A 24,547-nucleotide genomic window follows, 5' to 3' on the forward strand; every position below is an offset into this window, starting at 1 on the left:
CGAATGGCGGAATTATGGGCGAAAGGCGGAAGCAGCGGCAAACCGCAGCGTGGCCGGAGCGGGTATGCAGCGGCTAGGCTTGGGGCATGACCGACTTTACCGCCCTGCTCGACGAGCTGCTGATCGACCTGCGCCAGCCGCAGGTCCGCGACCTCGCCTGGACGCTGCTCTCCCCGCCCCTGCTGCAACCGGGCAGCCCCGCGCTGCGCCACCCGCTGACGGCCAGCCGCTGGTACTCGCAGCCTTCGCTGCTGGCCGATTGGCTGCGCGCCCAGGAAGGTTCGCCGGACGAGTTGCTGGGGCAACTGGAATCAGCGCCGCACCAGCGTCTGGGGCGCTATTACGAACGTCTCTGGCAGTACGCTCTGGAGCGTGCGCCGGACCTGCGCCTGCTGGCCGCCAACCTGCCGGTGCGCAACAACGGCCAGACTCTCGGGGAACTGGACCTGCTGCTGGAAGACGACGACGGCCTGCATCACCTGGAACTGGCCATCAAGCTCTACCTCGGCCCCTGCGATGACGGCCCCGACTCCTGGCTCGGGCCGGGCGCCGAGGACCATCTGCTGCGCAAGATCGAACACTTCTACCAGCACCAGCTGCCACTTTCCTCCACCGCCCAAGGGCTGGCCGTGGTCCGCGAGTACAGCGACGCCGAACCTTCACCCGGCCTCTGGCTCGGCGGCTACCTGTTCTACTCCTGGCCGACGCCCTGCCCGCCGCCTGCGGGGGCCAGCGACAACCACCAGCGCGGCCGCTGGCTGCATCGACGCGCCTGGCCCGCCTACCAGGCGCAGCATCCGCACGGCTGGCAGCCCTTGTCGCGCAAGGGCTGGCTTTCCCCGGCCGCCGAAGACGAAAGCTGGAGCGCGGAGCGCTTTGCCAGCTGGCTGGCAGAACTGCCGGAAGACGGCTTCCCGCAGATGCTGGTACGGATGGAGTTGCACCGAGGGCGTTGGCGGGAGCAGGAGCGCCTGTTCCTGGTGGGTGACCGCTGGCCACGGGTGCACAGCGGCTATTCGCGCTGAGCGGCCAGGGTCTGCAGTTTCTCGTCCAGCGCCCGCCGCCCCTGCAGACCGCCACTGTGGATAGCGACGATGCGGGTGCCGCACGCAATGCGCCCCGCGGCGACTTCATCGTGCAGCGCCAGCAGCAGCTTGCCGGTGTACAGCGGCTCCAGCGGCACGCCGCACTCCGCTTCGGTCGCGAGGAGGAAGCGCGCCAGTGTCGCGTCGACCTGCGCAAAGCCGCCACGGCTGGCATCCAGCAGACGGTAGCCGGTATCGCTTGCGCCGCCTGCCCTCAACAGCTCGGGCACCTGCGTTTCGACGCCGTGCCGAGGCGGCACTGCCATGGCACCGACCACCGGATGTGCGCCATCCTCGCCGAGTACCAGGCCGGCCAGGGTCGTACCGGTGCCGCAGGCTACCCAGAGCTGCTGATAGTCGTCCCACCCCAGAATGCCGAGCTGCCGGCGAATCTGCGCAACCAGCAGCGAGCAACCTTGCGCACCGGCAAGCCCGCCACCGCCCTCGCCTACCGCCAGCAACTGGGGATAGCGCTGGCGCCAGGGCGTCCAGAAATCCGCTTCGTGGCGCCGACGATAGCCGCCATAGCCAAGCCAGTGGAGCTGCATGCCGAGCTGGCGCAAGTCTGCCACCGTGGGATTGTCCTGCTCGTCGCCGCGCAGCAAGCCGACGGTCTCGAAGCCGAACCGCGCGCCGGCGGCTGCTACCGCATGCAGGTGATTGGAATGAGCTCCGCCCAGGGTCATCACGCCGCTCAAGCCAAGGTCGGCGGCCTGCTGGAGATAGGGCGCAAGCTTGAACCACTTGTTGCCAGAAACCAGCGTGTCCACCTGATCCAGGCGCAACAACGCCAGCTCAACGCCGGCGCGATCGAGCCAATCCAGGTGGACAGGTTGCAGGGGTGCTTCGGGGCGCCAGTCGGGAAACTCCAAGGCGCCCCGGTCAGCCAGCGGTGACGCTGCGCAGTCGGCCGGCGGTCTTGTGCCGGGAACAACAGTTGCTGTCGCCGTCGACGAAGCGCCCGGGGGTTTCGACGCGGTCGATGGGCATGGCGCAGCGCTCGCCATTGGACAGGCGTCCTTCGCAGGCGGGTTGCTGGTAATGGGCAAGCCAGCTGCGGTACTGGTCTTCGGCGACGAAGCACTTGGCGGCAGCGTAAGCCATGGGGTTTTCCTGGTAACGGGGGACATCCTGCAGCGACAGGGTCAGATGACCGGCGCCGGGATGGTACACCACGAAGATCACTCCCAGGCTGGCCAGGCGCTCCAGCACCGAGCCATCGGCTGCCTTGGCCGCCAGCGCGTCCAATTCCAGGCGCAGACCTTCGGCGCCCTGCTGCAGTTGCCCGGCAAGCTGGCGCAGCTGGGCGGTTTCCTCGCGCAGTTGTTCCGCCTCCCGACGCAGTTGCTGATTTTCCTGCTGCAACTGCTGGTCCAGCTCGTTGCGGTAGCCCAGTTCCACGTCGCGGGCAGCAATCTGCTCCTTGTAGCGAGCCTCCAGGCTGGCCAGGCGGGAGCGGGATTCTTCCTCGATCTGGCGGCGCAGTTGCTCCAGCTCGTCGCGGCCGCTTTCTTCGATATGGCGCAACTGAGCGGTCAGCTCCTCGCGTCCGCGCTGGAAGCCGTTGGCCTGGCCATCCAGCTCACGGCGCAGGCCGGCGTTGATCTCTTCCTCGCGCTTCAGGCCTTCGCGCAGCGCGGCCAACTCGGCCTGCAGCGCCCTGACCTGCTCCTGTGCAGAGAGCTTCAGGCGACTGAGCTCCTGCTCATGCTGCCGGCTGATCTGCGACAAGCGGGTTTCATGCTGGCCGAGCAGCTCGGTGGTTTTCTGCTGGTGCTCCTCGAGCATCGCGCGGGCCAGTTTCTCGGCTTCCTCGCGGGACTCTTCGGCGGGCGCGTACCACTGGTGCTCGTCGGCCATCTGCAAGCGAGCCGGCTCGACGGCGGCCGGTTCCTCTTCCACCAGCACACCAAGGTTGTTGCGCTTGATCGCTTCACGCAGTTGCACCAGATGGTTCTGCGCGGCCTCAAGGGTCGGGTCCCACAGGTGCATCTGGTGCCAGGACACCGGACACTGGCTGCGGCAGGCCAGGCGAATCGGCCCGGCGCCCATGTCGGGGCCACGACCGGCGCGGTCGGCCAGGTTGCGCAGCGGCAGGTTCCAACCTCTGTCGGCTTCGCCCTTCTCGTCGAAATCCAGGTAGAAGAACACCACTGCCTTGACCAGCAGGCGCGGGTTGATCAGCACATAGGCGAGCTGCATCTGCTGATCGGCGTATTCCGGCATCTGCACGACGTTATCGAGCAGCGCCTCGAATTCGGGGTAGAGCATTTCCCTGCAGACGCCACGGTCGTTGAAGAAGACCACGGCTTCCACCATTTGAGGCTTCTTCTGCATGCTCATCGATTGACCTCTGGGCTGGTGCGGGAGGAAGTCTGGAAAAAGGGTCTGTCAGAAATGCAGCACCCAGACAGCGGGAAAATCCCGACATCCGAGCAAGTCTAGGGGAATTAATGTCGCAGGCAATGTGACTCGGTTGGCACCCGACCCGGCGATCGGGCCGGGCGGTTAACTGGCTGGATAATTCTGTGACGCGGTTGGATTTTCGAAAGGATATCCGGGCCCGGAAGGGAACTTTTCCGGACCCGGACTTGTGAGCCAGATCCCGTTTTACTCAGATCTCCGCAGCGAGGCGCGAGCCCTGGTTGATGGCGCGCTTGGCATCCAGCTCAGCCGCCACGTCGGCGCCGCCGATCAGGTGCACGCTCTGGCCGGCAGCGACCAGCCCGTCGTGCAGCTCGCGCAGCGGATCCTGGCCGGCGCAGACGACCACGGTGTCCACCGGCAGCACCTGCGGCTCGCCGCCGGCGATGCTGATGTGCAGGCCGTCGTTGTCGACCCGGAGGTACTCGACGCTGTTGAGCATCTGCACCTGCTTGTTCTTCAGGCCGGTGCGGTGGATCCAGCCAGTGGTCTTGCCCAGGCCGTCGCCGACCTTGGACTTCTTGCGCTGCAGCAGGAACACCTGGCGCGCAGCGGCGTGCGGGTGCGCCTGGATGCCGGCGATGCCGCCACGGGCTTCCAGGTTCTCATCGATACCCCACTCCTGCCAGAAGGCATGGCGATCCAGGCTGGTGGATTCGCCGGCATGGGTGATGTATTCGGAGACGTCGAAGCCGATGCCGCCGGCGCCGATCACTGCGGCGGTTTTGCCGACCGGCTTGCGTTCGAGGATGGCGTCCAGGTAGCTGATCACCTTGGCGTTGTCGATGCCCGGAATAGCCGGGGTGCGCGGCACGATGCCGGTGGCCAGGATGATTTCGTCGAAGCCGCCCTTGACCAGGTCATCCACACTGACACGGGTATTCAGTTGCAGGTTCACGCCGGTGGTTTCCACCTTGCGCTTGAAGTAGCGCAGGGTCTCGTAGAACTCTTCCTTGCCCGGCACGCGCTTGGCGACGTTGAACTGGCCGCCGATCTCGCCGGCAGCGTCGAACAGGGTCACCTCGTGGCCACGCTCGGCGGCCACGGTGGCAGCGGAGAGGCCTGCAGGGCCGGCGCCGACCACGGCAATCTTCTTCACGTGAGTGGTCGGGATGTAGTTCAGCTCGGTCTCGTGACAGGCGCGCGGGTTCACCAGGCAACTGGTCAGCTTGCCGCCGAAGGTATGGTCCAGGCAGGCCTGGTTGCAGCCGATGCAGGTATTGATCTCATCCGCGCGGCCTTCGGCGGCCTTGTTGACGAAGTCCGGATCGGCGAGGAACGGACGGGCCATGGAGACCATGTCGGCGTCACCTTCGGCCAGCACCTGTTCGGCGATTTCCGGGGTATTGATGCGGTTGGTGGTGATCAGCGGGATGCCGACCTCCCCGCGCAGCTTGGCCGTGACCTTGGTGAAGGCCGCGCGCGGCACCTTGGTGGCAATGGTCGGGATACGCGCTTCGTGCCAGCCGATACCGGTATTGATGAGGGTCGCGCCGGCCTTTTCGATGGCCTTGGCCAGCAGGACGATCTCGTCCCAGGTGCTGCCGCCTTCCACCAGGTCGAGCATCGACAGGCGATAGATGATGATGAAGTTCGGGCCGACGGCCTCACGCACGCGGCGGACGATTTCCACCGGCAGGCGCATGCGGTTCTCGTAACTGCCGCCCCAGCGGTCGGTGCGGTGGTTGGTGTGGGCGACCAGGAACTGGTTGATGAAGTAGCCTTCCGATCCCATGATCTCGACACCGTCGTAGCCGGCCACCTGTGCCAGGCTCGAGCAGTTGACGAAGTCGGCGATCTGCTTCTCGATGCCCTCTTCATCCAGCTCGCGCGGCTTGAACGGGTTGATCGGCGCCTGGATGGCGCTCGGTGCGACGGACTTGGGGCTGTAGGCATAACGGCCAGCATGGAGGATCTGCATGCAGATCTTGCCGCCCGCCTCGTGCACCGCCTGGGTAACGATCTTGTGCTTCTCGGCTTCTTCGGCGGTGCTCAGCTTGGCCGCGCCGGAATACACGCCACCTTCCTCGTTCGGGCCGATGCCGCCGGTGACCATCAGGCCGACACCGCCACGGGCGCGCTCGGCGAAGTACGCCGCCATACGCTCGAAGCCCTGGGGCTTCTCCTCCAGGCCAGTGTGCATGGAGCCCATCAGGGTACGGTTGCGCAGGGTGGTGAAACCCAGATCCAGCGGTGCGAGCAGGTGCGGGTAAGTGGCGGTCATGGTTCCTCCGGCATTCACGATGATGCCGCGCCCTCAGCCTGCGGAACGGCAAGGCATGGGGCGCGGTCGGTATGGAGCTGACTCTAAGGAGCGCACCCTCGCCGCTCAATGATCGAAAATGACAAGTTACTGACCAAAGATGACACCCCGCCTTGGCAAGACCCAGCCCAACCCCTACCCTGTGGGGCACCCCATGAGTACCCGTCCTATATGCGCAAGCTGATCTTCCTCGTCCTGGTCATCCTCTTCGCCGGCTATGCCGGCTGGGCGGAGCGCCGCCCGGTGGGCCACTATCTGTCCGACCTGCGCAGCCAGGTCTCGCTCAACCAGGGCCAGCCGTCCGAGCGTGGCAACCTGCTGGGCGTGCAGCCGGAACTGTTCGCCCAGGACTACCAGAGCGTTGAACGCCTGCGCCTGAAACTCCATGCCTACCTGGCCAAGGCGCGCGACGAGGGGCTGATCAACCCGCGCACCATAGTGGTCTTCCCCGAGCACATCGGCACCTGGCTGGTGGCCGCCGGCGAGAAGCCCGAGGTCTACCAGACCGAGCACATCGCCGAGGCCATGGAATGGATGGCCGCCAGCAACCCGCTGAAACTGGCGCGCGGCTGGCTCGGCGCCAAGGGCGAGGACCGCATGGCGGACGCCCTGTTCCGCATGAAGGCGGTGGACATGGCCCACGACTACCAGACGCTGTTCGGCTCGCTGGCGAAGGAGTTCGGCGTGACCATAGTCGCCGGCTCCATCGTGCTGCCCAACCCGCGCATCGTCGAAGGGCAAATCCGTACCGGCAACGGCCGCCTCTACAACGTCACCCAGGTCTTCGGCGGCGACGGCCTGCCACTGGGCAAGCCGCAACGCAAGCTGTTCCCCATCGACGAGGAAAAAGGCTTTACCCGCGGCGGCGATACCGACGACCTGCAGGTGCTGCAGACTCCGGCCGGGCGCCTGGGCGTACTGGTCTGCGCCGACAGCTGGTACCCGGCCAGCTACAGCGCGCTGGCCACCAGCAAGCCCGATATCATCGCGGTGCCCGCCTTCCTCACCGGCAACGGCAGCTGGAGCAAGCCGTGGAAGGGCTACAACGGCGGTGCCGCGCCGGGTGACGTGACCCTCAGGCCCGGCGAGCTCACCGAAGGCGAAGCCTGGGAGCGCCTGGCCCTGGCTGGCCGTCTTGGCGAAAGCGGCGCTCACGCCGGCATCACCGTATTCATGCGCGGCCACCTTTGGGACCTGGGCAGCGACGGCCGCAGCCTGGTGGTCAGCGGCGACAGCCACACCCTGGCCCCCGAAGGCCCCGGCGCTCGCCTGATCAACCTCTGGCTATGACCCGCCCGACCATGCGGCTCGGCGACCTTTCGGTAGGTTTTGTCCACAGCCTCGCCGATGCGCTGGCGGAAAGCGGCGTCGCCCCGCACCCACTGCTTGAACAATACGGGCTGGACACAGCGCGCCTGGGCGAACCCGGCGCGCGCCTGTCGATTCCCCGCTATATGCGCCTGGGCCATGCGGCCATCCAGCAGAGCGGCGATCCGGCCCTCGGCCTGCGCATGGGCCAACTGAGCCGACCGAGCCAGAGCGGCCTGGCCGGCGTCACTGCGGCGCAAGCACCCAACCTGCGCGCCGCCGCCCGCGCGCTGATCCGCTTCGAGCCGCTCTACGCGCAGAACTACCGCGGCCAGAGCAGCTTCATCGAAGACGCCGGCGGCGCCTGGCTGCGCTTCTATTCCATCAGCCCCTACAACGCCTACAACCGCTTCGTGGTGGATTCAGTGCTGGCCGGCTGGGTGAGCATGCTCGGCAGCATTGGCGCGCAGCCTCTGCGCGCGGAGAAGGTCGAGATCGAGTACCCGGCACCCGCCTGGGCATCACGCTTCGAGGAGATGCTTGGCTGCCCGGTGGAGTTCGGCGCGCAGCACAATCAACTGCGTCTGGACCAGGCCACACTGGCGCGCGCCAATCCGGACCATTGCCCGAGCACCTGGCGGCAATTGCTGGATATCTGCGAGAAAGAGCTCGAACAACAGACTCGAACGCGCAGCCTGCGCGAGCGCGTTGCCCAACTGCTGGGCCCTATGCTCAACGGCCGCGAACCGGACCTGGAGGAAGTGGCCGCGCGGCTCAAGCTGCCGACCTGGACACTACGCCGCAAGCTGGCCGAGGAAGGCACGCAGTTCCGCAGCATCCTCAACGACACTCGCCGCGACCTGGCGATGATCTACATCCGTGACACGGACCTCGCCTTCGGCGAGATCGCCTACCTGCTCGGCTTCGCGTCCGCCGAGGCCTTCCAGCGCGCCTTCAAGCGCTGGAGCGGGCAGACTCCCGGGGAATTCCGCCGCGCCCAGCGCCATAGCGCCTGATCACATCTCGGTGGCGTCGTCGGCCGGCTCCGGCAGATCCTGTTCCACGGCGTGCAGTTCCAGCAGTTCTTCCTGATAGTCGTCCATTGGCTTTTCTCCTGACCGTTCGATCCGGTTTTAGCAAAGACCATGGGGAAAAAGCTAGACGGCGAAGGTGAACGACCTGTGACAACGTCTTACAGAACAACAACTGGAATTTATGGACGCAAACGAAAAAGCCCTCAGGTATTGCTACCTGAGGGCTTTCGAATATGGCGCAGCGGACGGGACTCGAACCCGCGACCCCCGGCGTGACAGGCCGGTATTCTAACCGACTGAACTACCGCTGCGTGTCGGTTGGACTTGCGTCCAGTAAAGCAACCTCCTTGCGCCTGGAGTGAATCACTCGACAAGCTGGTTCGGGGCAGGAACCAAGGAGGGGGAAATGGCGCAGCGGACGGGACTCGAACCCGCGACCCCCGGCGTGACAGGCCGGTATTCTAACCGACTGAACTACCGCTGCGCGTAACTTGCGAGAGTGGTGGGTGATGACGGGATCGAACCGCCGACCCTCTGCTTGTAAGGCAGATGCTCTCCCAGCTGAGCTAATCACCCTTCGTCTCGAAGTGGGGCGCATTCTACAGCCGGCGATTCCTAAGTCAATGCCCTGATTGAACTTTTTTTCATTTTTCCGAAAAAAGATGGGGATGCCGATCCGTACCTGGGTGTTGGCTTGCTCGCGAACGCCCGTCACCGGACCTCCGGAAAAGAAAAAGGGCGACCCTCGGGCCGCCCTCCTCTTACACACCCGACATTCAGTCGAGGTAGATCATCTTGCGCGTCATGCCCCCATCGATCACCAGCTCCTGGCCAGTGACGAAGCCGGCGCTGTCGCCGATCAGCCAGGCCACCGCCGAGGCGATGTCCTCCACCGTGCCGACGCGACCGACCAGGTGCTGGTCATGGTCCAGCTCGGTCAATGGCTCGGCCTCGCGCTCACGCAGGTCGCGGGCGTCTATCCAGCCCGGGGAGATCGCATTGACGCGGATATCAGGCCCCAGGCTGCTGGCCAGGGCGTGGGTCAGCGACAACAACCCACCCTTGCTCGCTGCGTAGGCTTCGGAATTCGGCTCGGACTGGTGCGCCCGGGTGGAAGCGATATTGACGATGGCACCGCTGTGCGCACGCAGGTACGGCGCGCAGTGCTTGGCCAGCAGCATCGGGCCGGTGAGGTTCACCGCCAGGGTACGGTTCCACTCGTTCAGGCCAAGGCCTTCCAACGGCGCGTTGTGCGGCCGGGCAATGGCCGCGTTGCTCACCAGCGCATCGAGGCGGCCGAACTGGCCGATCAATTCGGCGACGGCTGCAGCGACCTGCCCTTCATTGGCCACGTCCAACGCGATGAAGCTGGCGCGCTCGCCCAGCGCCGCCGCAACCTTCGGGCCGCGCTCGCGGTCGATGTCGGCCAGCACCACCTGCCAGCCCTCGGCGACCAGCCAGGCGGCGACGCCCAGGCCGATGCCATGCGCCGCACCAGTGACCAGCACCACCTGGCCGTTGCCCAGGGCGTCCATCATGCTCACAGTGCCGCCAGGCCTCGCGCCAGGTCGGCCTTGATGTCATCGACATCTTCCAGGCCCACGGCAACGCGGATCAGGTTGTCACGAATGCCGGCGTTCTCACGCTCCAGCGGCGACAAGCGACCGTGGGAAGTAGTAGCCGGATGCGCAATGGTGGTCTTGGTGTCACCCAGGTTGGTGGTGATGGAGATCATCCGGGTGGCATCGATGCAGCGCCAGGCTGCAGCCTTGTCACCCTTCACCTCGAAGCTCACCACCGCACCGAAGCCCTTCTGCTGACGCTTGGCCAGTTCGTGCTGCGGATGGCTGCCCAGGCCTGCGTAGTACACACGCTCCACACCCGGCTGTTGCTCCAGCCACTCGGCGACTTGCTGGGCCGAGGCGCTATGAGCCTGCATGCGCACGCGCAGGGTTTCCAGGCCCTTGATGAAGATCCAGGCATTGAACGGGCTGAGGGTCGGGCCAGCGGTACGCAGGAAGCCGACAACCGGCTCCATCTGCGCTCGGCGACCGGCAACCACCCCCCCCATGGTGCGGCCTTGGCCGTCGATGTACTTGGTCGCGGAATGGATCACCACGTCCGCACCCAGTTTCAGCGGCTGCTGCAGCGCCGGGGTGCAGAAGCAGTTATCCACCGCCAGCAATGCGCCCTTGGCATGAGCGATCTCGGCCAATGCGGCGATGTCGACCAGCTCAGCCAGCGGGTTGGATGGCGATTCGACGAAGAACAGCTTGGTGTTCGGCTTGCAGGCCGCTTCCCAGGCTTTCAGGTCGCTCAAAGGCGGGTAGTCCACCTCGATGCCGAAGCGCTTGAAGTATTTCTCGAACAGGCTGATGGTCGAGCCGAACACACTGCGCGAGACCAGCACGTGGTCGCCGGCGCTGCACAGGCTCATCACCAGGGAAAGAATGGCCGACATGCCGGTGGAGGTGGCCACCGCCTGCTCGGCGCCTTCCAGCGCGGCGATGCGCTCCTCGAAGGTCCGCACCGTGGGGTTGGTGTAGCGCGAGTAGACGTTGCCCGGCACTTCACCGGCGAAACGCGCGGCCGCATCGGCGGCACTGCGGAACACATAGCTGGAGGTAGTGAACAGGCCTTCGCCGTGTTCCGCCTCCGGGGTGCGGCGTTGCCCGGCGCGCACTGCGAGGGTGTCGAAACCGACACCCTCCAGGTCGCTGTCCAGCCGGCCGGCTTCCCAATCCTGAGCCATGCCCTGCTCTCCCTATTCGTTTCTGAATCAGTCGTTGTACAGATCGATGATGGCGCTTACCGCGGCACTCTTGGTCTTGGTGACGTCGTTGCGCGCCTGGTCGATCTTGTTCAGATAGGCTTCGTCGACGTCGCCGGTGACGTATTCACCGTTGAACACGGCGCAGTCGAAGTGGTCGATCTTGATCTTGCCGCCCTCGGTGGATTCGATCAGGTCCTGCAGGTCCTGGTACACCAGCCAGTCGGCGCCGATCAGTTCGCCGACTTCCTCGGTGCTGCGGTTGTGCGCGATCAGCTCGTGGGCGCTCGGCATGTCGATGCCGTAGACGTTGGGATAGCGCACCGCCGGGGCGGCGGAGCAGAAGTAGACGTTCTTCGCACCTGCCTCGCGGGCCATCTGGATGATCTGCTTGCAGGTAGTGCCGCGAACGATGGAGTCGTCCACCAGCATCACGTTCTTGCCGCGGAATTCCAGCTCGATGGCGTTGAGCTTCTGGCGCACCGATTTCTTGCGCGCAGCCTGGCCGGGCATGATGAAGGTACGGCCGATGTAGCGGTTCTTCACGAAGCCTTCGCGGAACTTCACGCCCAGGCGGTTGGCCAGCTCCAGGGCGGCGGTGCGGCTGGTGTCCGGGATCGGGATGACCACGTCGATGTCATGGTCCGGACGCTCGCGCAGGATCTTGTCGGCCAGCTTCTCGCCCATGCGCAGGCGCGCCTTGTAGACCGAGATGCCGTCGATGATGGAGTCCGGACGGGCCAGGTAGACGTGCTCGAAGATGCACGGCGAGTACTGCGGATTGGCCGCGCACTGGCGGGTGTAGAGCTTGCCGTCTTCGGTGATGTATACCGCTTCGCCCGGAGCCAGGTCGCGGATCAGGGTGAAGCCTAGGACGTCCAGGGCCACGCTTTCCGAGGCGATCATGTATTCCACGCCGTTCTCGGTGTGGCGCTGGCCGAAGACGATCGGACGGATCGCATGGGGATCGCGGAAACCGACGATGCCGTAGCCGGTGATCATCGCCACCACGGCGTAGCCACCAACACAACGGGCATGCACGCCAGCCACGGCGGCGAAGACATCTTCCTCGGTGGGCTGCAGCTTGTTGCGCACCGCCAGCTCATGGGCGAACACGTTGAGCAGCACTTCCGAGTCGGAGTTGGTGTTCACGTGACGCAGGTCGGATTCGTAGATTTCCTTGGCCAGCTGCTCGACGTTGGTCAGGTTGCCGTTGTGTGCCAGGGTAATGCCGTAGGGCGAGTTGACGTAGAACGGCTGCGCCTCGGCGGAGCTGGAGCTGCCCGCGGTCGGGTAGCGCACATGGCCGATGCCGATCTTGCCGACCAGGCGCTGCATGTGGCGTTGCTGGAAGACGTCACGGACCAGCCCGTTGTCCTTGCGCAGGTACAGACGGTCGTCCTGACAGGTGACAATCCCCGCAGCGTCCTGGCCACGATGCTGGAGAACAGTGAGGGCGTCATAAAGCGCCTGATTCACGTTCGACTTGCCCACGATACCGACGATGCCACACATGCGACGCAACCCCTAGTTGGTGTTCAGGCTAAAACAATTCCGTATTCGGCAGTATCCACCGGACCTGCCGTAGCGGCGACGGCTACCCGTCGCCTCTGCCCGCCCGTCACTGGGCCGGCAGCAAGGTCCCCACTCCGGATGGCGGAGTGATGGTCACGCCGGACATCCACTGCCCGGCGAAAGTCAGGATGAAGTTCTTCGACCAGTCGGCGACCATCAGGAAATGCGGCATCAGCACCGATTGCTGCCACCACGGATCCTGTTGCACCGGTGCAAGGCTCAGCAGCCCGACCAGCAGAACCACCAGCAGCACGCCACGGGCGCCGCCGAACACCATGCCGAGCACGCGGTCGGTGCCGGACATGCCGGTCACCCGCACCAGCTCGCTGATGAGGAAGTTGACGAGTGCGCCCAGCAGCAGCGTGACGACGAAAAGAAGAGCGCAAGCGGCGATGACACGCCCCGAGGGCAGCTGAATGTAGGGTGCGAGATGCTCGGCCAGGGCGCCGCCAAACATCCAGGCGACCGCACCGGCTACGATCCAGGTGACCAGCGACAGGGCTTCCTTGACGAAACCACGACTCAAGCTGATCAGGCTGGAAATGACGATGATGCCGATCATCGTCCAATCGACCCAGGTAAATGCCACGTTGCGGCCCAGAAACGGAAAGGCCCCGCATTTTAGCAGAGGCCTTCGATTTAGAAGAGCCCCAGTTTGACATGAGGCCGATTGAAAGAAGCTAACGAACGGGCTCAGCCGCGCTCAGGCTGGAAGCGCACGACGAAACCATTGAGCTTCTGCTGCTTGCCGAGCTGGTCGCGCAAACGATCCGCCTCGGCTCGCTCGACCACCGGGCCGACAAAGACCCGGTTCATGCCGTCGAAGCTGCGCACGTAGGCGTTGTAGCCCTGGCTGCGCAGGGACTTCTGCAGTTCGTCGGCGCGGGCGCGGCTGGACAGGCTGGCCAGCTGCACAGACCAGCTCACCGGCAGGTTATTGCTGTCCAGACGCTGGGCTGGCTGTTGCGCGGGCGCTGCGGGAGCGGTACTGGCCTGGGCCGGTTGCGCCGCAGGCGCGGCCGGCCTGGTAACGGCTGGCTGAGCCGGAGCCTTGGGTTGCGTCGGCTGGACCTGCTGGGCCGGCAGGCTGGCAATGGGGGCGGACGGCGTCTGCGCCGGCGCCACTTCGGCCGGCTGCACCGCGTTATCGGCATCCTCGGCCTGGGGCTCGGGAACTTCGGTGGGCTGCACTTCGACGGTGGGCATGGCCGGCGGCTTAGGCATTACCGGCGCCTCGACCACTACCTGGCGTACCTCATCCTCGCGGGAGAACAGCATCGGCAGGAAGATCACGGCGAGTGCCAGCAGCACCAGCGCTCCGACTACCCGCTGCTTGAGCCCCTTATCGAGCAACGCCATGCACAACTCCCCTTAGGTCTACTTTATTGAGCAGCCTTGGCGAGCCACTCCAGGGCATCCGCCACGCTGTAGAACGAACCGAACACCAGAATCTCGTCATCGGCGCCCGCTGCATCGCACTGCGCCGCCAGCGCCGCGGCGATATCGCCATGGCAACTGACCTGCGCGCCGCGAGCCTGCAGCGCGGCCTCCAGCTCCGCGGCCGGACGGCTGCGTCCAGTGGGCAGCGGCGCGACGGCCCAATCCTGCACCAAGCCGAGCACGGGTTCCAGTACGCCGTCGAGGTCCTTGTCCGCCAGCAGGCCGAACACCGCGTGGCGCACACCTTTGGGCGGCGCCGTACGCAGGCGGCTGGCGAGGTATTGCGCAGCGTGCGGATTATGCCCGACGTCGAGCAGCAAGTGGCGCTCTTCGCCGCGCCATTGCACGGTGCGGCGGTCCAGTCGCCCGGTCACGCGGGTGCGCTGCAGCGCGGCGACCAGTTGCTCGGACTGCCACGGCAGATCCAGCCAGGCGTAGACCTGCAAGGCCAGTGCCGCGTTCTCCATCGGCAGCTCGAGCAGCGGCAGGTTGTGCAGGCTCAGCGCCTCGCCCGTGGCGGAGCGGCCGCGCCAGTGCCAATCGGCGTCACCCATCGCCAGGTCGAAATCTCGGCCACGCAGGACCAGCGGCGAGCCGAGCTTGCGCGCCTGCTCGAGGATCGGCGCTGGCGGCTCCAGGTCACCACAGACGGCAGGCTTGCCGGCACGGAAGATGCCCGCCTTCTCGAAGGCCACGCTTTCACGGGTATCGCCCAGCCAGTCGGCGTGGTCGATGCCGATACTGGTGACTACGGCAACGTCGGAGTCGATCAGGTTGACCGCATCCAGGCGGCCGCCCAACCCGACCTCCAGCACCACGGCGTCGAGGTTGGCGCGCTCGAACAGCCAGAAGGCCGCGAGCGTGCCCATTTCGAAGTAGGTCAGGGAGGTTTCGCCGCGAGCCGCCTCGACGGCGGCGAAGGCTTCGCAGAGCGCGTCATCGCTGGCTTCGACGCCGTCGATGAGCACGCGCTCGTTGTAGCGCAGCAGGTGCGGCGAGCTGTACACGCCGACGCGCAGGCCCTGCTCGCCGAGCAGGGCGGCCAGGAAGGCACAGGTGGAACCCTTGCCGTTGGTGCCGGTGACAGTCACCACGCGGGGCGCAGGGCGCCCCAGGCCAAGCCGGCCAGCTACTTCACGGGAGCGATCCAGCCCCATGTCGATTGCCGTGGGGTGGAGTTGTTCGAGATAGCTGAGCCAGTCGGCAAGGGTACGTTGGGTCATCCTGCGAGCGCGGTACTTGGTGTGTGAGTGAACTTGGCGAGCAGCTTGGCCAGCCGCTCACGCATTTCCGAACGGTGAATGATCATGTCGATGGCGCCGTGCTCCAGCAGGAACTCGCTGCGCTGGAAGCCTTCAGGCAGCTTCTCGCGCACGGTCTGCTCGATCACCCGCGGACCGGCGAAACCGATCAGGGCGCGCGGCTCGCCGACGATCACGTCGCCGAGCATCGCCAGGCTGGCGGATACGCCGCCGTAGACCGGGTCGGTCAGCACGGAGATGAACGGGATGCCCTCTTCGCGCAGGCGGGCCAGCGCGGCGGAGGTCTTGGCCATCTGCATCAGCGAGATCAGGGCTTCCTGCATGCGCGCGCCACCCGAAGCGGAGAAGCAGATCATCGGGCAACGGTTTTCCAGCGCATAGTTGGCGGCGCGCACGAAGCGCTCGCCGACGATGGATCCCATGGAACCGCCCATGAAGGAGAACTCGAAGGCGCTGACCACGACCGGCAGGCCCATCAGCTTGCCGCTCATGGAGATCAGCGCGTCCTTCTCGCCGGTATCCTTCTGCGCGGCGGTCAGGCGGTCCTTGTACTTCTTGCTGTCGCGGAATTTCAGGCGGTCCACCGGCTCCAGCTCGGCACCAAGCTCCTCGCGGCCTTCCTCATCAAGGAAGATATCGATGCGCGCGCGGGCGCCGATACGCATGTGGTGATCGCACTTGGGGCAGACGTCGAGGGTCTTTTCCAGCTCCGGACGGTAAAGCACCGCCTCGCAGGACGGGCACTTGTGCCACAGGCCTTCCGGTACCGAGCTCTTCTTCGCCTCGGAACGCATGATGGAAGGGATTAGCTTGTCTACCAGCCAGTTGCTCATGCTCTCGTCTCCAGTGCAGTGACACGCCGCGATGGATTGCGCGTGCCGCTGAGCAAATTCATCGTCGCGGTTCCGACCTCAAGGCCGGAACCCCTCGCAAACAAAGGCGCCGCCTGGGGCGTCGCCACGGATACAGCACTCGATGCGGGTCGCCGATGGCAAGACTGCCAATACCGACGACTCCCAGCGCCACCCATGGGCAGCGATTGGGTAGTGGACGGCGGCAGGCCGCTCGTCGTCACATGAAGATTCCGCGTCAGGCCACCGAACGGCACTGCGCGATGAAATCGCGAATCTTCTGCGCATCCTTGATGCCCTTGCTCGCCTCCACCCCGCCACTGACATCCACGGCGTAAGGGCGCACCTGGGCGATGGCAGCGGCGACGTTGGCAGCCGTCAGGCCGCCGGCCAGGATCAGCGGACGCTGCACGTCGTTCGGCACCAGGGACCAGTCGAAGGCCAGCCCGGTTCCACCAGGAATACCCTCCACATAGGTATCGAGCAGGAAGCCGCTGGCCTGCGGGTACTTGTCGATCTGCGCCGCCACGTCGTCGCCGGGCTTCACACGCAGAGCCTTGAGGTAGCGCTTGTGCCAGCCGGAGCAGGCCTCGGGCGTCTCGTCGCCGTGGAACTGCAGGACGTCCAGCGGCACTGCATCGAGGATCTCCCCCAGTTCGCAGCGGCTGGCATCGACGAACAGACCAACAGTGCTGACGAAGGGCGGCAGCGCAGCGACTATCGCCCGCGCCTGCTGAATGCTCACCGCGCGCGGACTCTTGGCGTAGAACACCAGGCCGATGGCGTCGGCGCCCGCCTCGGCGGCGGCCAGGGCATCCTCGACTCGGGTAATACCGCAGATTTTGATGCGAACGGCGGACAAGATGCAGCAACCTTCAGGCAAGTGATCGATCGATGGTAGCAAATGCCCCAGGCATCGTCAGCCGACGATATCCGGCAAACTTGAAAGGAAATGTGGCCCGAGGTAGCGCTTGGGCAACACGAACTCCTCGGGGTACTCCACGCTCACCAGGTACAACCCGTAAGGGTGCGCCGTGATGCCGCCGGCACGCCGATCGCGCGCGGCCAGCGCCTCGGCCGCCCACTCCACCGGGCGCTCGCCGGCGCCGATGGTCATCAGCATCCCGGCAAAGTTGCGCACCATATGATGCAGGAAGGCGTTGGCGCGGACATCCAGCACAATGAAGCGCCCATGCTCGATCACCTCCAGGTGATGCACGGTTTTGATGGCCGACTTGGCCTGGCACTGCACCGCGCGGAACGAGGTGAAGTCGTGGGTACCGACCAGCGCCCGGGCCGCCTCGCGCATACGCGAGACATCCAGCGGACGGTGGTTCCAGGTGACCTCTTCGGCCATATGCGCCGGGCGTATCTGGTCGTTGTAGATCACGTAGCGATAGCGCCGCGCCATGGCGGTGAAGCGTGCATGGAAATGGGCGGGCATCACCTTGGCCCAGGTCACGCTGATGTCGTTGGGCAGGTTGGCATTGGTGCCCATGACCCAGGCGATGAGCGAGCGCTCGGCGGTCGTATCGAAATGCACCACCTGCCCGCTCGCATGTACCAGGGCATCGGTACGCCCGGCACACATCAACGAAACCGGATGATCGGCCACCCGCGACAGCGCTTTTTCCAGCGCGCCCTGCACGGTCGGCACACCGCTTTCCTGGCGCTGCCAACCGCGGTAACGCGAGCCTTTGAATTCGACGCCCAGGGCAATCCTGGAAACGCCAACGGCGGCCGATTCGGCCGCCGCTGAGGGTACTGCTTCAATCATCTATCTGGAGCCTTCCGGCTCAGGCGATACGCCCGAGCAGTTCGCGAGCTTCCTGCTGCTGGTTGTCGTTACCCTCGGTGAGGACTTCATCGAGGATGTCGCGGGCGCCTTCGGTGTCGCCCATGTCGATGTAGGCACGCGCCAGGTCGAGCTTGGTGGCCGCTTCGTCAGCACCGGAGAGGAAGTCGAAATCGTCTTCGTCGTCGGCACCTTCGCCCGGCAGATCCAGTTCGCTGGCGGAGAAGCTCTCCTCTGCCAGCGACTCGACGGGAGCCTGCGGCTCATCGTTGTGCGCGGAAAGACGGTCGAGCTCGGCGCTGACTTCGTCCAGTTGGGCGGCGAAGCTGTCGTCCGCCCTGGCCGGTGCCGGCTCGTCATCCGCAAGGGACAGGTCGAAGTCATCCGGCAGGTCGTCGGCTTGCGGCGCCTTGCTCTCGATATCCAGGCTGAACTCCTCGGGGCTCACGCCGGACAGCGAAGCGGTGTCGTCGTCCAGGCCCAGCAGGAAGTCCTCTTCTGCCGAAGCCAGGGTGGAGTGGGAGTCCTTCTCCAGGCCCTTGTCCAGGTCCAGGGAGAAGTCGCTCAGATCGTCGACCAGGGACGGAGCCTCGGCCTTGGCAACCGGCTCTTCCGGCAGGTCCAGATCGAAGGCGAACTCGTCATCGGCCTTGGCACTCGGCGCTGCGGCCGGCGAACCGCCCAGGCCCAGGTCGTCGTCCAGGTCGAAGCTGCCAAAGGAAAGCTCGTCGTCCTGCTGCGCGACCGGCGCGGCGGGCTTGTCGTCACCCAGATCGAGGTCGTCCAGCGCCAGGTCGAAGGCATCGTCCAGGTCGCCATGGGGCTGCGCAGCGGGCTCCGCTGCGAGAGCCGGACTACCCGCAGACGGGCTATCGATGGCGAAGTCGTCCAGACTGAAGCCGTCGAGGTCGTCGTCCGAAGCTGCGGCGGCAGCGGCCAGGCCACCACCCACGGCAGCCAGGGCGACCATGCCGGGGTACCGGGACTTCAGTTGTTCGACCTGCGGCTCGGCGCCGCCGATCTCGCGCAGCTCGTTTTCCTGGCGAGCGAAACCTTCGCGATCACCGATCTCGGCATAGACCTCCATCAGTTTCAGGCGCAGGTCGGTGCGCTGCGGCTCGTCGTAGATGGCGCCCTGCAGCAATTCGGCGGCCTGGTTGAAGCGACCGTAGGCGATATAGATGTCCGCCTCGCCCAGCGCATCGCTGGTCTGCGCGGCAACGCGCTCGGACGCCTGGGTCGGGGCGGCGACTTCGGCAGCCTGGGGAATGTCCAGGGTATCCAGCTCGCTGCCAGCCAGGCTCAGGTCGTCATCCAGGGTCGGCTCGTCATCGTTGGCGAGGGCAGCGAGGTCTTCCTGCTCCTTGGCAGCGCGACGGCGGGAAATGATCATCAGCAGGACCAGCAGCGCCAACAGCAGGCTGCCGGCGATGGCGCCCAGCCAGATCGGGTTGGCCAGGATCTCGTCGATGAAGCTGATCTGCGCCTGCTCGGCCGGGGCCGCGACGGGCGCCGGGGCTGGCTTGGGCTTCTGCGCTTCAGGCGCAGGAGCAGCCGGAGTGGGTGCCGGAACCGACTGCGCTTGCGCCTCGGTGGCAGGCGCCGGCGGAGCGCCTGCATCGGCAGCGGGCGCGGCCGGTTGCGCCGGTGCAGCGGGCTGTTCGGCAACGGCCGGAGCTGGCGGTGTACCCGGCTGGGCAGCCGAATCAGCACCTGGCGCGGGAACCGGCACGGCAGCTGCGCCATTCGCTGCGGCGGCCTTCTCGTTGCCCAGTTCGCTCTGTAGCTTGGCGAGTTGCGCATCCTTGAGCGCGATGAGCTTCTGCAGTTTGTCCATCTGGCTCTGCAGGTCGGTCATGCGGCTCTGCAGCTCGTCGTTTTCGCGACGGGTGCTGTCGAGGCTTTCCTTGGTGACGGCCAGCTTGTCAGCGACGGCCTGGCCGTCCCTGCTCCCCTTGTCGCCCCCCTTCGCCTTGCCGTTCTCGCCGGAGAGCAGGCGCAGGCTGTCCTTGGTTTCTGCCTGGGCAGGAGCGTTACCGGCATTGGCGCGCGGAGTGGCGTCCAGCTGACGGGCGCCGCCGGCGGGCAGGCTGCGGCCTTCGCGCCAGGCAGTATATTGCTGGTTGACCTCGGTCGCGGCTTCCGGCTGGGTACGCGCCTTGATCTGCCCGGCGTCGGGCAGTCGCAGCACCTGGCCGCTCTTCAGGCGGTTGATATTGCCGCCGAGGAAGGCATCGGGATTGAGGTCCTGGATCGCCAGCATGGTTTGCTGCACGGACACGCTGCCGTCCGGGCGCGCACGGGCAGCGATCTCCCAGAGGGTGTCGTTCTTGCCGGTGCGATACTCGTTGCCTTCCAGTCGACGCGCGGCAGCAGTGGGAGCCGTGCTACGCGCTGGCGCGGCGGCAGGGCGCGGCGCGGCGGTGGCGGACGGACGAACTACCGGAGCGGGTACGGCCATCGGCGCGCGCGGCACGGCAGCGGCGGTCTGCGGGGAGTACAGCGGCGGGTCCAGCAGCACGGTGTACTCGCGCAGCAAACGACCGTTGGGCCAAAGCACCTCCACGAGGAAGTTCAGGTAGGGTTCCTGTACCGGCCGGTCCGAGGTCACGCGGATGACGCTCTTGCCGTTGGGCTTGACGATGGGAGTGAACTTCAGCCCGGTCAGGAAGTACTGACGGTCGACGCCGGCCTTGTTGAAGTCCTCCGGCGACGCCAGCTTCGGGATCACCTCGGCCGAAGACAGGTCGCGAACCTCGACCAGCTCGATCTCCGCATCCAGCGGCTGGTTCAGTGCCGAACGCAGGTGGATGTCTCCCAGCCCCAGCGCATGCGCCATGCCCGAGGTCAGTGCCGAAGCAGCTGCGATTGCCTGCACCAGTTTGCGAAGCCGGACCATATATTAATCCCTTGTTTTAATAGCTTTTTTCTGGATTAGAACAACGTCTAACGGGCGCCGCTGCCCACTGCACTGTCCGTTTTCACGGCAGTGTTCTCCCCTGTCAGCGACGTTCCCGGCCAGTATTGCCAAGCTAGAATACTTCTTCAAATATTCGGTAAGTATCTTTTACAGATAGTGTTTTATCAACAATTCGCCCAAGTTCACAGCATTTAGGGCTGCGCCTTTTCTCACATTATCTGACGCAATCCACAAATTCAGTTCGCACGAATCTGTCAGACCGGTACGAAGGCGACCGACGTAAACACTATCCTGCCCCTGCGCATCGCCGATGACAGTGGGGTAATCGTCTTCCACCAGCTCGATGCCGTCGGCTGCGTTCAGCGCGACACTGATCGCGCCCAGGGAAACCGGCGCTGCCGTCTTGATGGAAAGCATCAGGGTATCGCCGAAGAACACCGGCGCCACGCTGCAACTCACGCTCAAGCCCTTTTCGAGCTCAGGGAACAGCGCGGCGAGTTCCGCGGCGATACGACGCTCCACCGGGGAATAACCCTGTTCGTCGACGCCTCCCAGCTGCGCCAGCATGTTGAAGGCGAACTGGCGATCCACCAGGCGCGGCTCCAGCGGTCGGGCATTGAGCAGCTCGGCGGTCTGCCGCGCCAACTCCTGAACACCTTCGCGCCCCAGCGCAGAAGCGGACAGGCAGGCGCTCACCGCGACCTGGCGCAGCTCCACCACACCACGCAGCGCGGCGAGCACTTCGGCAACCTCGGCGGCAGGCGCCGCCGGCGCGGCAATCAAGGCAGGAACCTGCAGGGTTCGGACGGCATCGCCATTCACGCAGGCCTGGGCCAGCAGCGCGCAAGCGTTATCCAGCGATGCACCGCTGAGATCGATCACGCTGCAGCCGGCCTCGAGGGCGCGGGCGGCACACTCGGCAGCCGCTTCAGCCCCCACGGAGAGAAAGGCCAGGCGCACCTTGGCGAAGTCGAAATCATCGAGCTTGCCGACCCGGATGTTGCGCCCACGGAAGGCGACCGACTTGCCGGCAGATTCGCCACTGGCCAGCAGATACAGGTTGGCGACGGGAAAGTCGCGCTCCTCCAGCAGTTCGACCAAAGCCTCGCCAACGAGTCCTGTGGCGCCTACTACGGCGATGTCGAGTGTTTCAGGCATCCGGTGTCTCACAATCGGTGGGAAAGTAGCGCAGCACTTTACTGCCCCCACCAGCGGCGAAGCAATCGAGGGCTCCGCCGCCTATCGCCGCAGCTCAGGGGCGCGGCGCGCCATCCGTAGCCTGGGCCGTCAGCGGTGCGCTCGCCTGGGCGACCTCCGCTGCCGACGCCTGCGGATGGCCCGCTTGTGGCGCGGCCTGCGCCTTGGCGCGATCCTGCTCGGCCAGCCGCGCGATCAGGCCGGCGATCTGCGAGTCCTTCAGTTCGATCAGCTTGTTCAGCTTCTGGGTCTGGCTTTCCAGATCGGAAATCCGGCTGCGCAGCTCATCGCCTTCACGGCGCGCGCTGTCCAGGCCTTCCTGGGCCACGGCCAACTGTTCGGCCTCGACCTTGCCCTTGTCCTTGCCCGGCTGACCGGAAACCAGACGCAGGCTGTCGCGCTCTTCGGCCTTTGCCGGCGCGCTGCCCGCCTCGACCTTGCGGGTGGCGTCCAACTGGCGCCCCTGCTGGGCCACTTGCGGATTGCGCTTGGCCTTCCACTGCGAATTCTGGGTTTCCACATGCGCCACGGCCTGGGCGTGGCTCTGCTCGCGAACCTGCTGCTCGCTGGGCAGGCGCAGCACCTGGCCGACCTTCAGGCGATTGATGTTGCCGTCGACGAAGGCATCGGGGTTCATTCGCTGCATCGCCGCCATGGTCTGCATGACCGAGACGCTGCTGGACGGACGATTGCGCGAGGCGATATCCCACAATGCATCGTTGCGCTGGATGCGATAGCTGTCCGCGGCAGGCGCGCCAGCTACCGAAGGCACCACCGACTGCACCTGTGGCGCGCGAGTGGCGGCCATCGGTGCGATGGCCGGCGGTGTCACCGGGCTGGCCACGTAGGTCGGCGGGTCGAGCAGCAGGGTGAATTCGCGAACCAGGCGGCCCTGCGGCCAGACCACCTGAAGAACGAAGTTCACGTAGGGCTCGCGGATCGGCCTGGAGGAGCTGACGTGAATGACGCCCCGGCCGTTCCTGCCCAGGTCAGGGGTAAACTTCAGCCCGCTGGTGACGACGTTGCGATCCACGCCCAGGCGTTCGAAGTCTTCTGCCGAGGCAAGGCTCACCACGACTTCCTCGGAGCTCAGGTCAGCCGCGCCGCGCAGGTCGATGTTGGCCGAGAGGGTCTGGCCCAGCGCCGCCCGCGAGGAGATGTCGCCCAGTTCCAGGGCGCCTGCCATGCCGGGCATGAAAGCCGCGGCCACTGCCGTCGCCAACCACAATCTGTGTAACCGAGCCATTTTCTCCCCCGCTGCTTGCTTGCCGTCGGCCAGCGCGAAAAAGCGCGCCGAAACCTGTCCCCATGGACGGGCTGCGAGGATAGCGACTGGTTCCCGGTGGCATTTACGGGTGTGTCACAGAAACTGGCGCCAAAGAGCCGTCGATCATACGGAGTGGCGTTTTTGTGCGGCGGTTCACCTACACACAGGGAACTTCTCGTGCATCACAAAGCACGACGCCGGCTCGAGGCCGGCGTCGTGAGGGTCATGCAGAGCGAATCAACGCTCGAGCAGGATGCGCAGCATGCGGCGCAGCGGCTCGGCAGCACCCCACAACAGCTGGTCGCCTACGGTGAAGGCGCCCAGGTACTGGGTGCCCATGTTGAGCTTGCGCAGACGGCCGACCGGAACGCTCAGGGTGCCGGTAACGGCCGCCGGAGTCAGCTCGCGCATGCTGATCTCGCGCTGGTTCGGGATCAGCTTGACCCACGGGTTGTGCTGGCTGATCAGGCCTTCGATGTCCGCAATGGGCACATCCTTGTTCAGCTTGATGGTCAGCGCCTGGCTGTGGCAGCGCATGGCGCCGATGCGCACGCAGATGCCGTCCACCGGGATCGGATTCTTGAAGCGGCCGAGGATCTTGTTGGTCTCCGCCTGGCCCTTCCATTCTTCGCGGCTCTGACCGTTGGGCAGTTCCTTGTCAATCCACGGGATCAGACTGCCGGCCAGCGGCGCGCCGAAGTTCTCGGTCGGCATGGCGTCGCTGCGGATGGCTTCGGCGACCTTGCGGTCGATGTCGAGGATGGCGCTGGACGGGTTGACCAGGTCATCGGCGACGGAAGCGTTGATGGCGCCCATCTGCTTGATCAGCTCACGCATGTTCTGCGCGCCGGCGCCCGAGGCCGCTTGATAGGTCATGGCGCTCATCCACTCGACCAGACCGGCTTCGAACAGGCCGCCCAGGGCCATCAGCATCAGGCTGACGGTGCAGTTGCCGCCGATGTAGTTCTTGGTGCCGGCGTCCAGCGAGTTGTCGATGACCTTGCGGTTCACCGGATCGAGGACGATCACCGCGTCATCCTGCATGCGCAGGCTGGAGGCGGCGTCAATCCAGTAGCCCTGCCAGCCGGCTTCGCGCAGCTTGGGGAAGACTTCGCTGGTGTAGTCGCCGCCCTGGCAGGTCAGGATGACGTCGAGGGTTTTCAGTTCCTCGATGCTGTAGGCGTCCTTCAGGGGGGCAATGTCCTTGCCAATGGACGGGCCTTCGCCACCCACGTTGGAGGTGGTGAAGAACACCGGTTCGATCAGGTCGAAGTCCCGCTCTTCCAGCATCCGCTGCATGAGCACCGAACCCACCATGCCACGCCAACCGATCAGACCTACACGCTTCATCGCTAC

General features: G+C 65.5%; 19 protein-coding genes and 3 tRNA genes. 3 read left to right on the forward strand and 19 right to left on the reverse strand.

From position 1 onward, the window contains the following. Positions 1-86 precede the first annotated feature (86 nt). Positions 87-1,025, forward strand: coding sequence for a DUF1853 family protein (locus MJ122_RS00915; protein ID WP_239741817.1), 939 nt, complete (start codon positions 87-89; stop codon positions 1,023-1,025). Here the strand turns inward: MJ122_RS00915 and MJ122_RS00920 are convergent. From MJ122_RS00920 to MJ122_RS00930, 3 genes are all read right to left on the reverse strand, one after another. Next, positions 1,013-1,957, reverse strand: a complete 945-nt coding sequence (locus MJ122_RS00920; RefSeq protein WP_239741819.1) for a pyridoxal-phosphate dependent enzyme — start codon at positions 1,955-1,957, stop codon at positions 1,013-1,015. The two genes, MJ122_RS00915 and MJ122_RS00920, sit on opposite strands and share 13 nt — an antisense overlap. A gap of 10 nt (positions 1,958-1,967) precedes the next feature. After that, positions 1,968-3,428: a chromosome partitioning protein ParA gene (locus MJ122_RS00925; protein ID WP_239741821.1), complete on the reverse strand. Its 1,461-nt coding sequence runs from the start codon at positions 3,426-3,428 to the stop codon at positions 1,968-1,970. Positions 3,429-3,699: 271 nt separating this feature from the next. Then, complete coding sequence (locus tag MJ122_RS00930; RefSeq protein WP_239741823.1) at positions 3,700-5,733, reverse strand: NADPH-dependent 2,4-dienoyl-CoA reductase; 2,034 nt, start codon at positions 5,731-5,733, stop codon at positions 3,700-3,702. Between the two features lie 210 nt (positions 5,734-5,943). Between MJ122_RS00930 and MJ122_RS00935 the strand changes: the two genes are divergently transcribed. Both MJ122_RS00935 and MJ122_RS00940 read left to right on the forward strand, forming a co-directional pair. Then, complete coding sequence (locus MJ122_RS00935) at positions 5,944-7,062, forward strand: carbon-nitrogen hydrolase family protein (RefSeq protein ID WP_088416802.1); 1,119 nt, start codon at positions 5,944-5,946, stop codon at positions 7,060-7,062. Then, on the forward strand, positions 7,059-8,096 hold the full coding sequence (locus MJ122_RS00940; RefSeq protein WP_088416801.1) for an AraC family transcriptional regulator: 1,038 nt from the start codon (positions 7,059-7,061) through the stop codon (positions 8,094-8,096). The genes MJ122_RS00935 and MJ122_RS00940 overlap by 4 nt, the downstream gene beginning before the upstream one ends. A 252-nt stretch (positions 8,097-8,348) precedes the next feature. Here the strand turns inward: MJ122_RS00940 and MJ122_RS00945 are convergent. From MJ122_RS00945 to asd, 16 genes are all read right to left on the reverse strand, one after another. Then, a tRNA-Asp gene (locus MJ122_RS00945) sits at positions 8,349-8,425 on the reverse strand. Between the two features lie 96 nt (positions 8,426-8,521). After that, positions 8,522-8,598: transfer RNA gene (locus MJ122_RS00950), tRNA-Asp, on the reverse strand. Between the two features lie 16 nt (positions 8,599-8,614). Then, positions 8,615-8,690: transfer RNA gene (locus MJ122_RS00955), tRNA-Val, on the reverse strand. Positions 8,691-8,890: 200 nt separating this feature from the next. Continuing rightward, positions 8,891-9,652: an SDR family oxidoreductase gene (locus MJ122_RS00960; protein ID WP_239741825.1), complete on the reverse strand. Its 762-nt coding sequence runs from the start codon at positions 9,650-9,652 to the stop codon at positions 8,891-8,893. Between the two features lie 2 nt (positions 9,653-9,654). After that, positions 9,655-10,866: an O-succinylhomoserine sulfhydrylase gene (locus MJ122_RS00965; RefSeq protein ID WP_017520384.1), complete on the reverse strand. Its 1,212-nt coding sequence runs from the start codon at positions 10,864-10,866 to the stop codon at positions 9,655-9,657. 27 nt (positions 10,867-10,893) lie between these two features. Beyond that, positions 10,894-12,399, reverse strand: coding sequence for an amidophosphoribosyltransferase (gene purF, locus MJ122_RS00970; RefSeq protein ID WP_017520383.1), 1,506 nt, complete (start codon positions 12,397-12,399; stop codon positions 10,894-10,896). A 106-nt stretch (positions 12,400-12,505) separates the two neighbouring features. Then, positions 12,506-13,048, reverse strand: a complete 543-nt coding sequence (locus tag MJ122_RS00975; protein WP_088416799.1) for a CvpA family protein — start codon at positions 13,046-13,048, stop codon at positions 12,506-12,508. 104 nt (positions 13,049-13,152) lie between these two features. Beyond that, entirely contained in the window at positions 13,153-13,818 is a 666-nt protein-coding gene (locus MJ122_RS00980) for an SPOR domain-containing protein (protein ID WP_088416798.1), read from the reverse strand. Positions 13,819-13,841: 23 nt separating this feature from the next. Further along, on the reverse strand, positions 13,842-15,122 hold the full coding sequence (gene folC, locus MJ122_RS00985; protein ID WP_239741826.1) for a bifunctional tetrahydrofolate synthase/dihydrofolate synthase: 1,281 nt from the start codon (positions 15,120-15,122) through the stop codon (positions 13,842-13,844). Next, the gene (gene accD, locus MJ122_RS00990) at positions 15,119-15,994 is read right to left on the reverse strand and encodes an acetyl-CoA carboxylase, carboxyltransferase subunit beta (protein ID WP_088416796.1); all 876 of its coding nucleotides are present in this window, start codon (positions 15,992-15,994) and stop codon (positions 15,119-15,121) included. The genes folC and accD overlap by 4 nt, the downstream gene beginning before the upstream one ends. 256 nt (positions 15,995-16,250) lie before the next feature. Continuing rightward, positions 16,251-16,874: a phosphoribosylanthranilate isomerase gene (locus MJ122_RS00995; protein ID WP_239741828.1), complete on the reverse strand. Its 624-nt coding sequence runs from the start codon at positions 16,872-16,874 to the stop codon at positions 16,251-16,253. Between the two features lie 57 nt (positions 16,875-16,931). Beyond that, positions 16,932-17,789 (reverse strand): tRNA pseudouridine(38-40) synthase TruA, encoded by an 858-nt coding sequence (gene truA / locus MJ122_RS01000; RefSeq protein ID WP_088416794.1) that lies wholly within the window; start codon positions 17,787-17,789, stop codon positions 16,932-16,934. Between the two features lie 19 nt (positions 17,790-17,808). Beyond that, positions 17,809-20,706: a FimV/HubP family polar landmark protein gene (locus MJ122_RS01005; protein ID WP_239741830.1), complete on the reverse strand. Its 2,898-nt coding sequence runs from the start codon at positions 20,704-20,706 to the stop codon at positions 17,809-17,811. A 168-nt stretch (positions 20,707-20,874) separates the two neighbouring features. Beyond that, complete coding sequence (locus tag MJ122_RS01010) at positions 20,875-21,885, reverse strand: aspartate-semialdehyde dehydrogenase (RefSeq protein WP_239741833.1); 1,011 nt, start codon at positions 21,883-21,885, stop codon at positions 20,875-20,877. A gap of 94 nt (positions 21,886-21,979) precedes the next feature. After that, a complete protein-coding gene (locus tag MJ122_RS01015; RefSeq protein ID WP_239741835.1) occupies positions 21,980-23,119 on the reverse strand; it encodes a FimV/HubP family polar landmark protein in 1,140 nt (379 codons plus the stop codon). A 309-nt stretch (positions 23,120-23,428) separates the two neighbouring features. After that, a complete protein-coding gene (asd, locus tag MJ122_RS01020) occupies positions 23,429-24,541 on the reverse strand; it encodes an aspartate-semialdehyde dehydrogenase (RefSeq protein WP_239741837.1) in 1,113 nt (370 codons plus the stop codon). Positions 24,542-24,547: the final 6 nt, after the last annotated feature.

This window comes from Pseudomonas sp. DP-17, assembly GCF_022380625.1.
Taxonomy (GTDB): domain Bacteria; phylum Pseudomonadota; class Gammaproteobacteria; order Pseudomonadales; family Pseudomonadaceae; genus Pseudomonas; species Pseudomonas nitroreducens_A.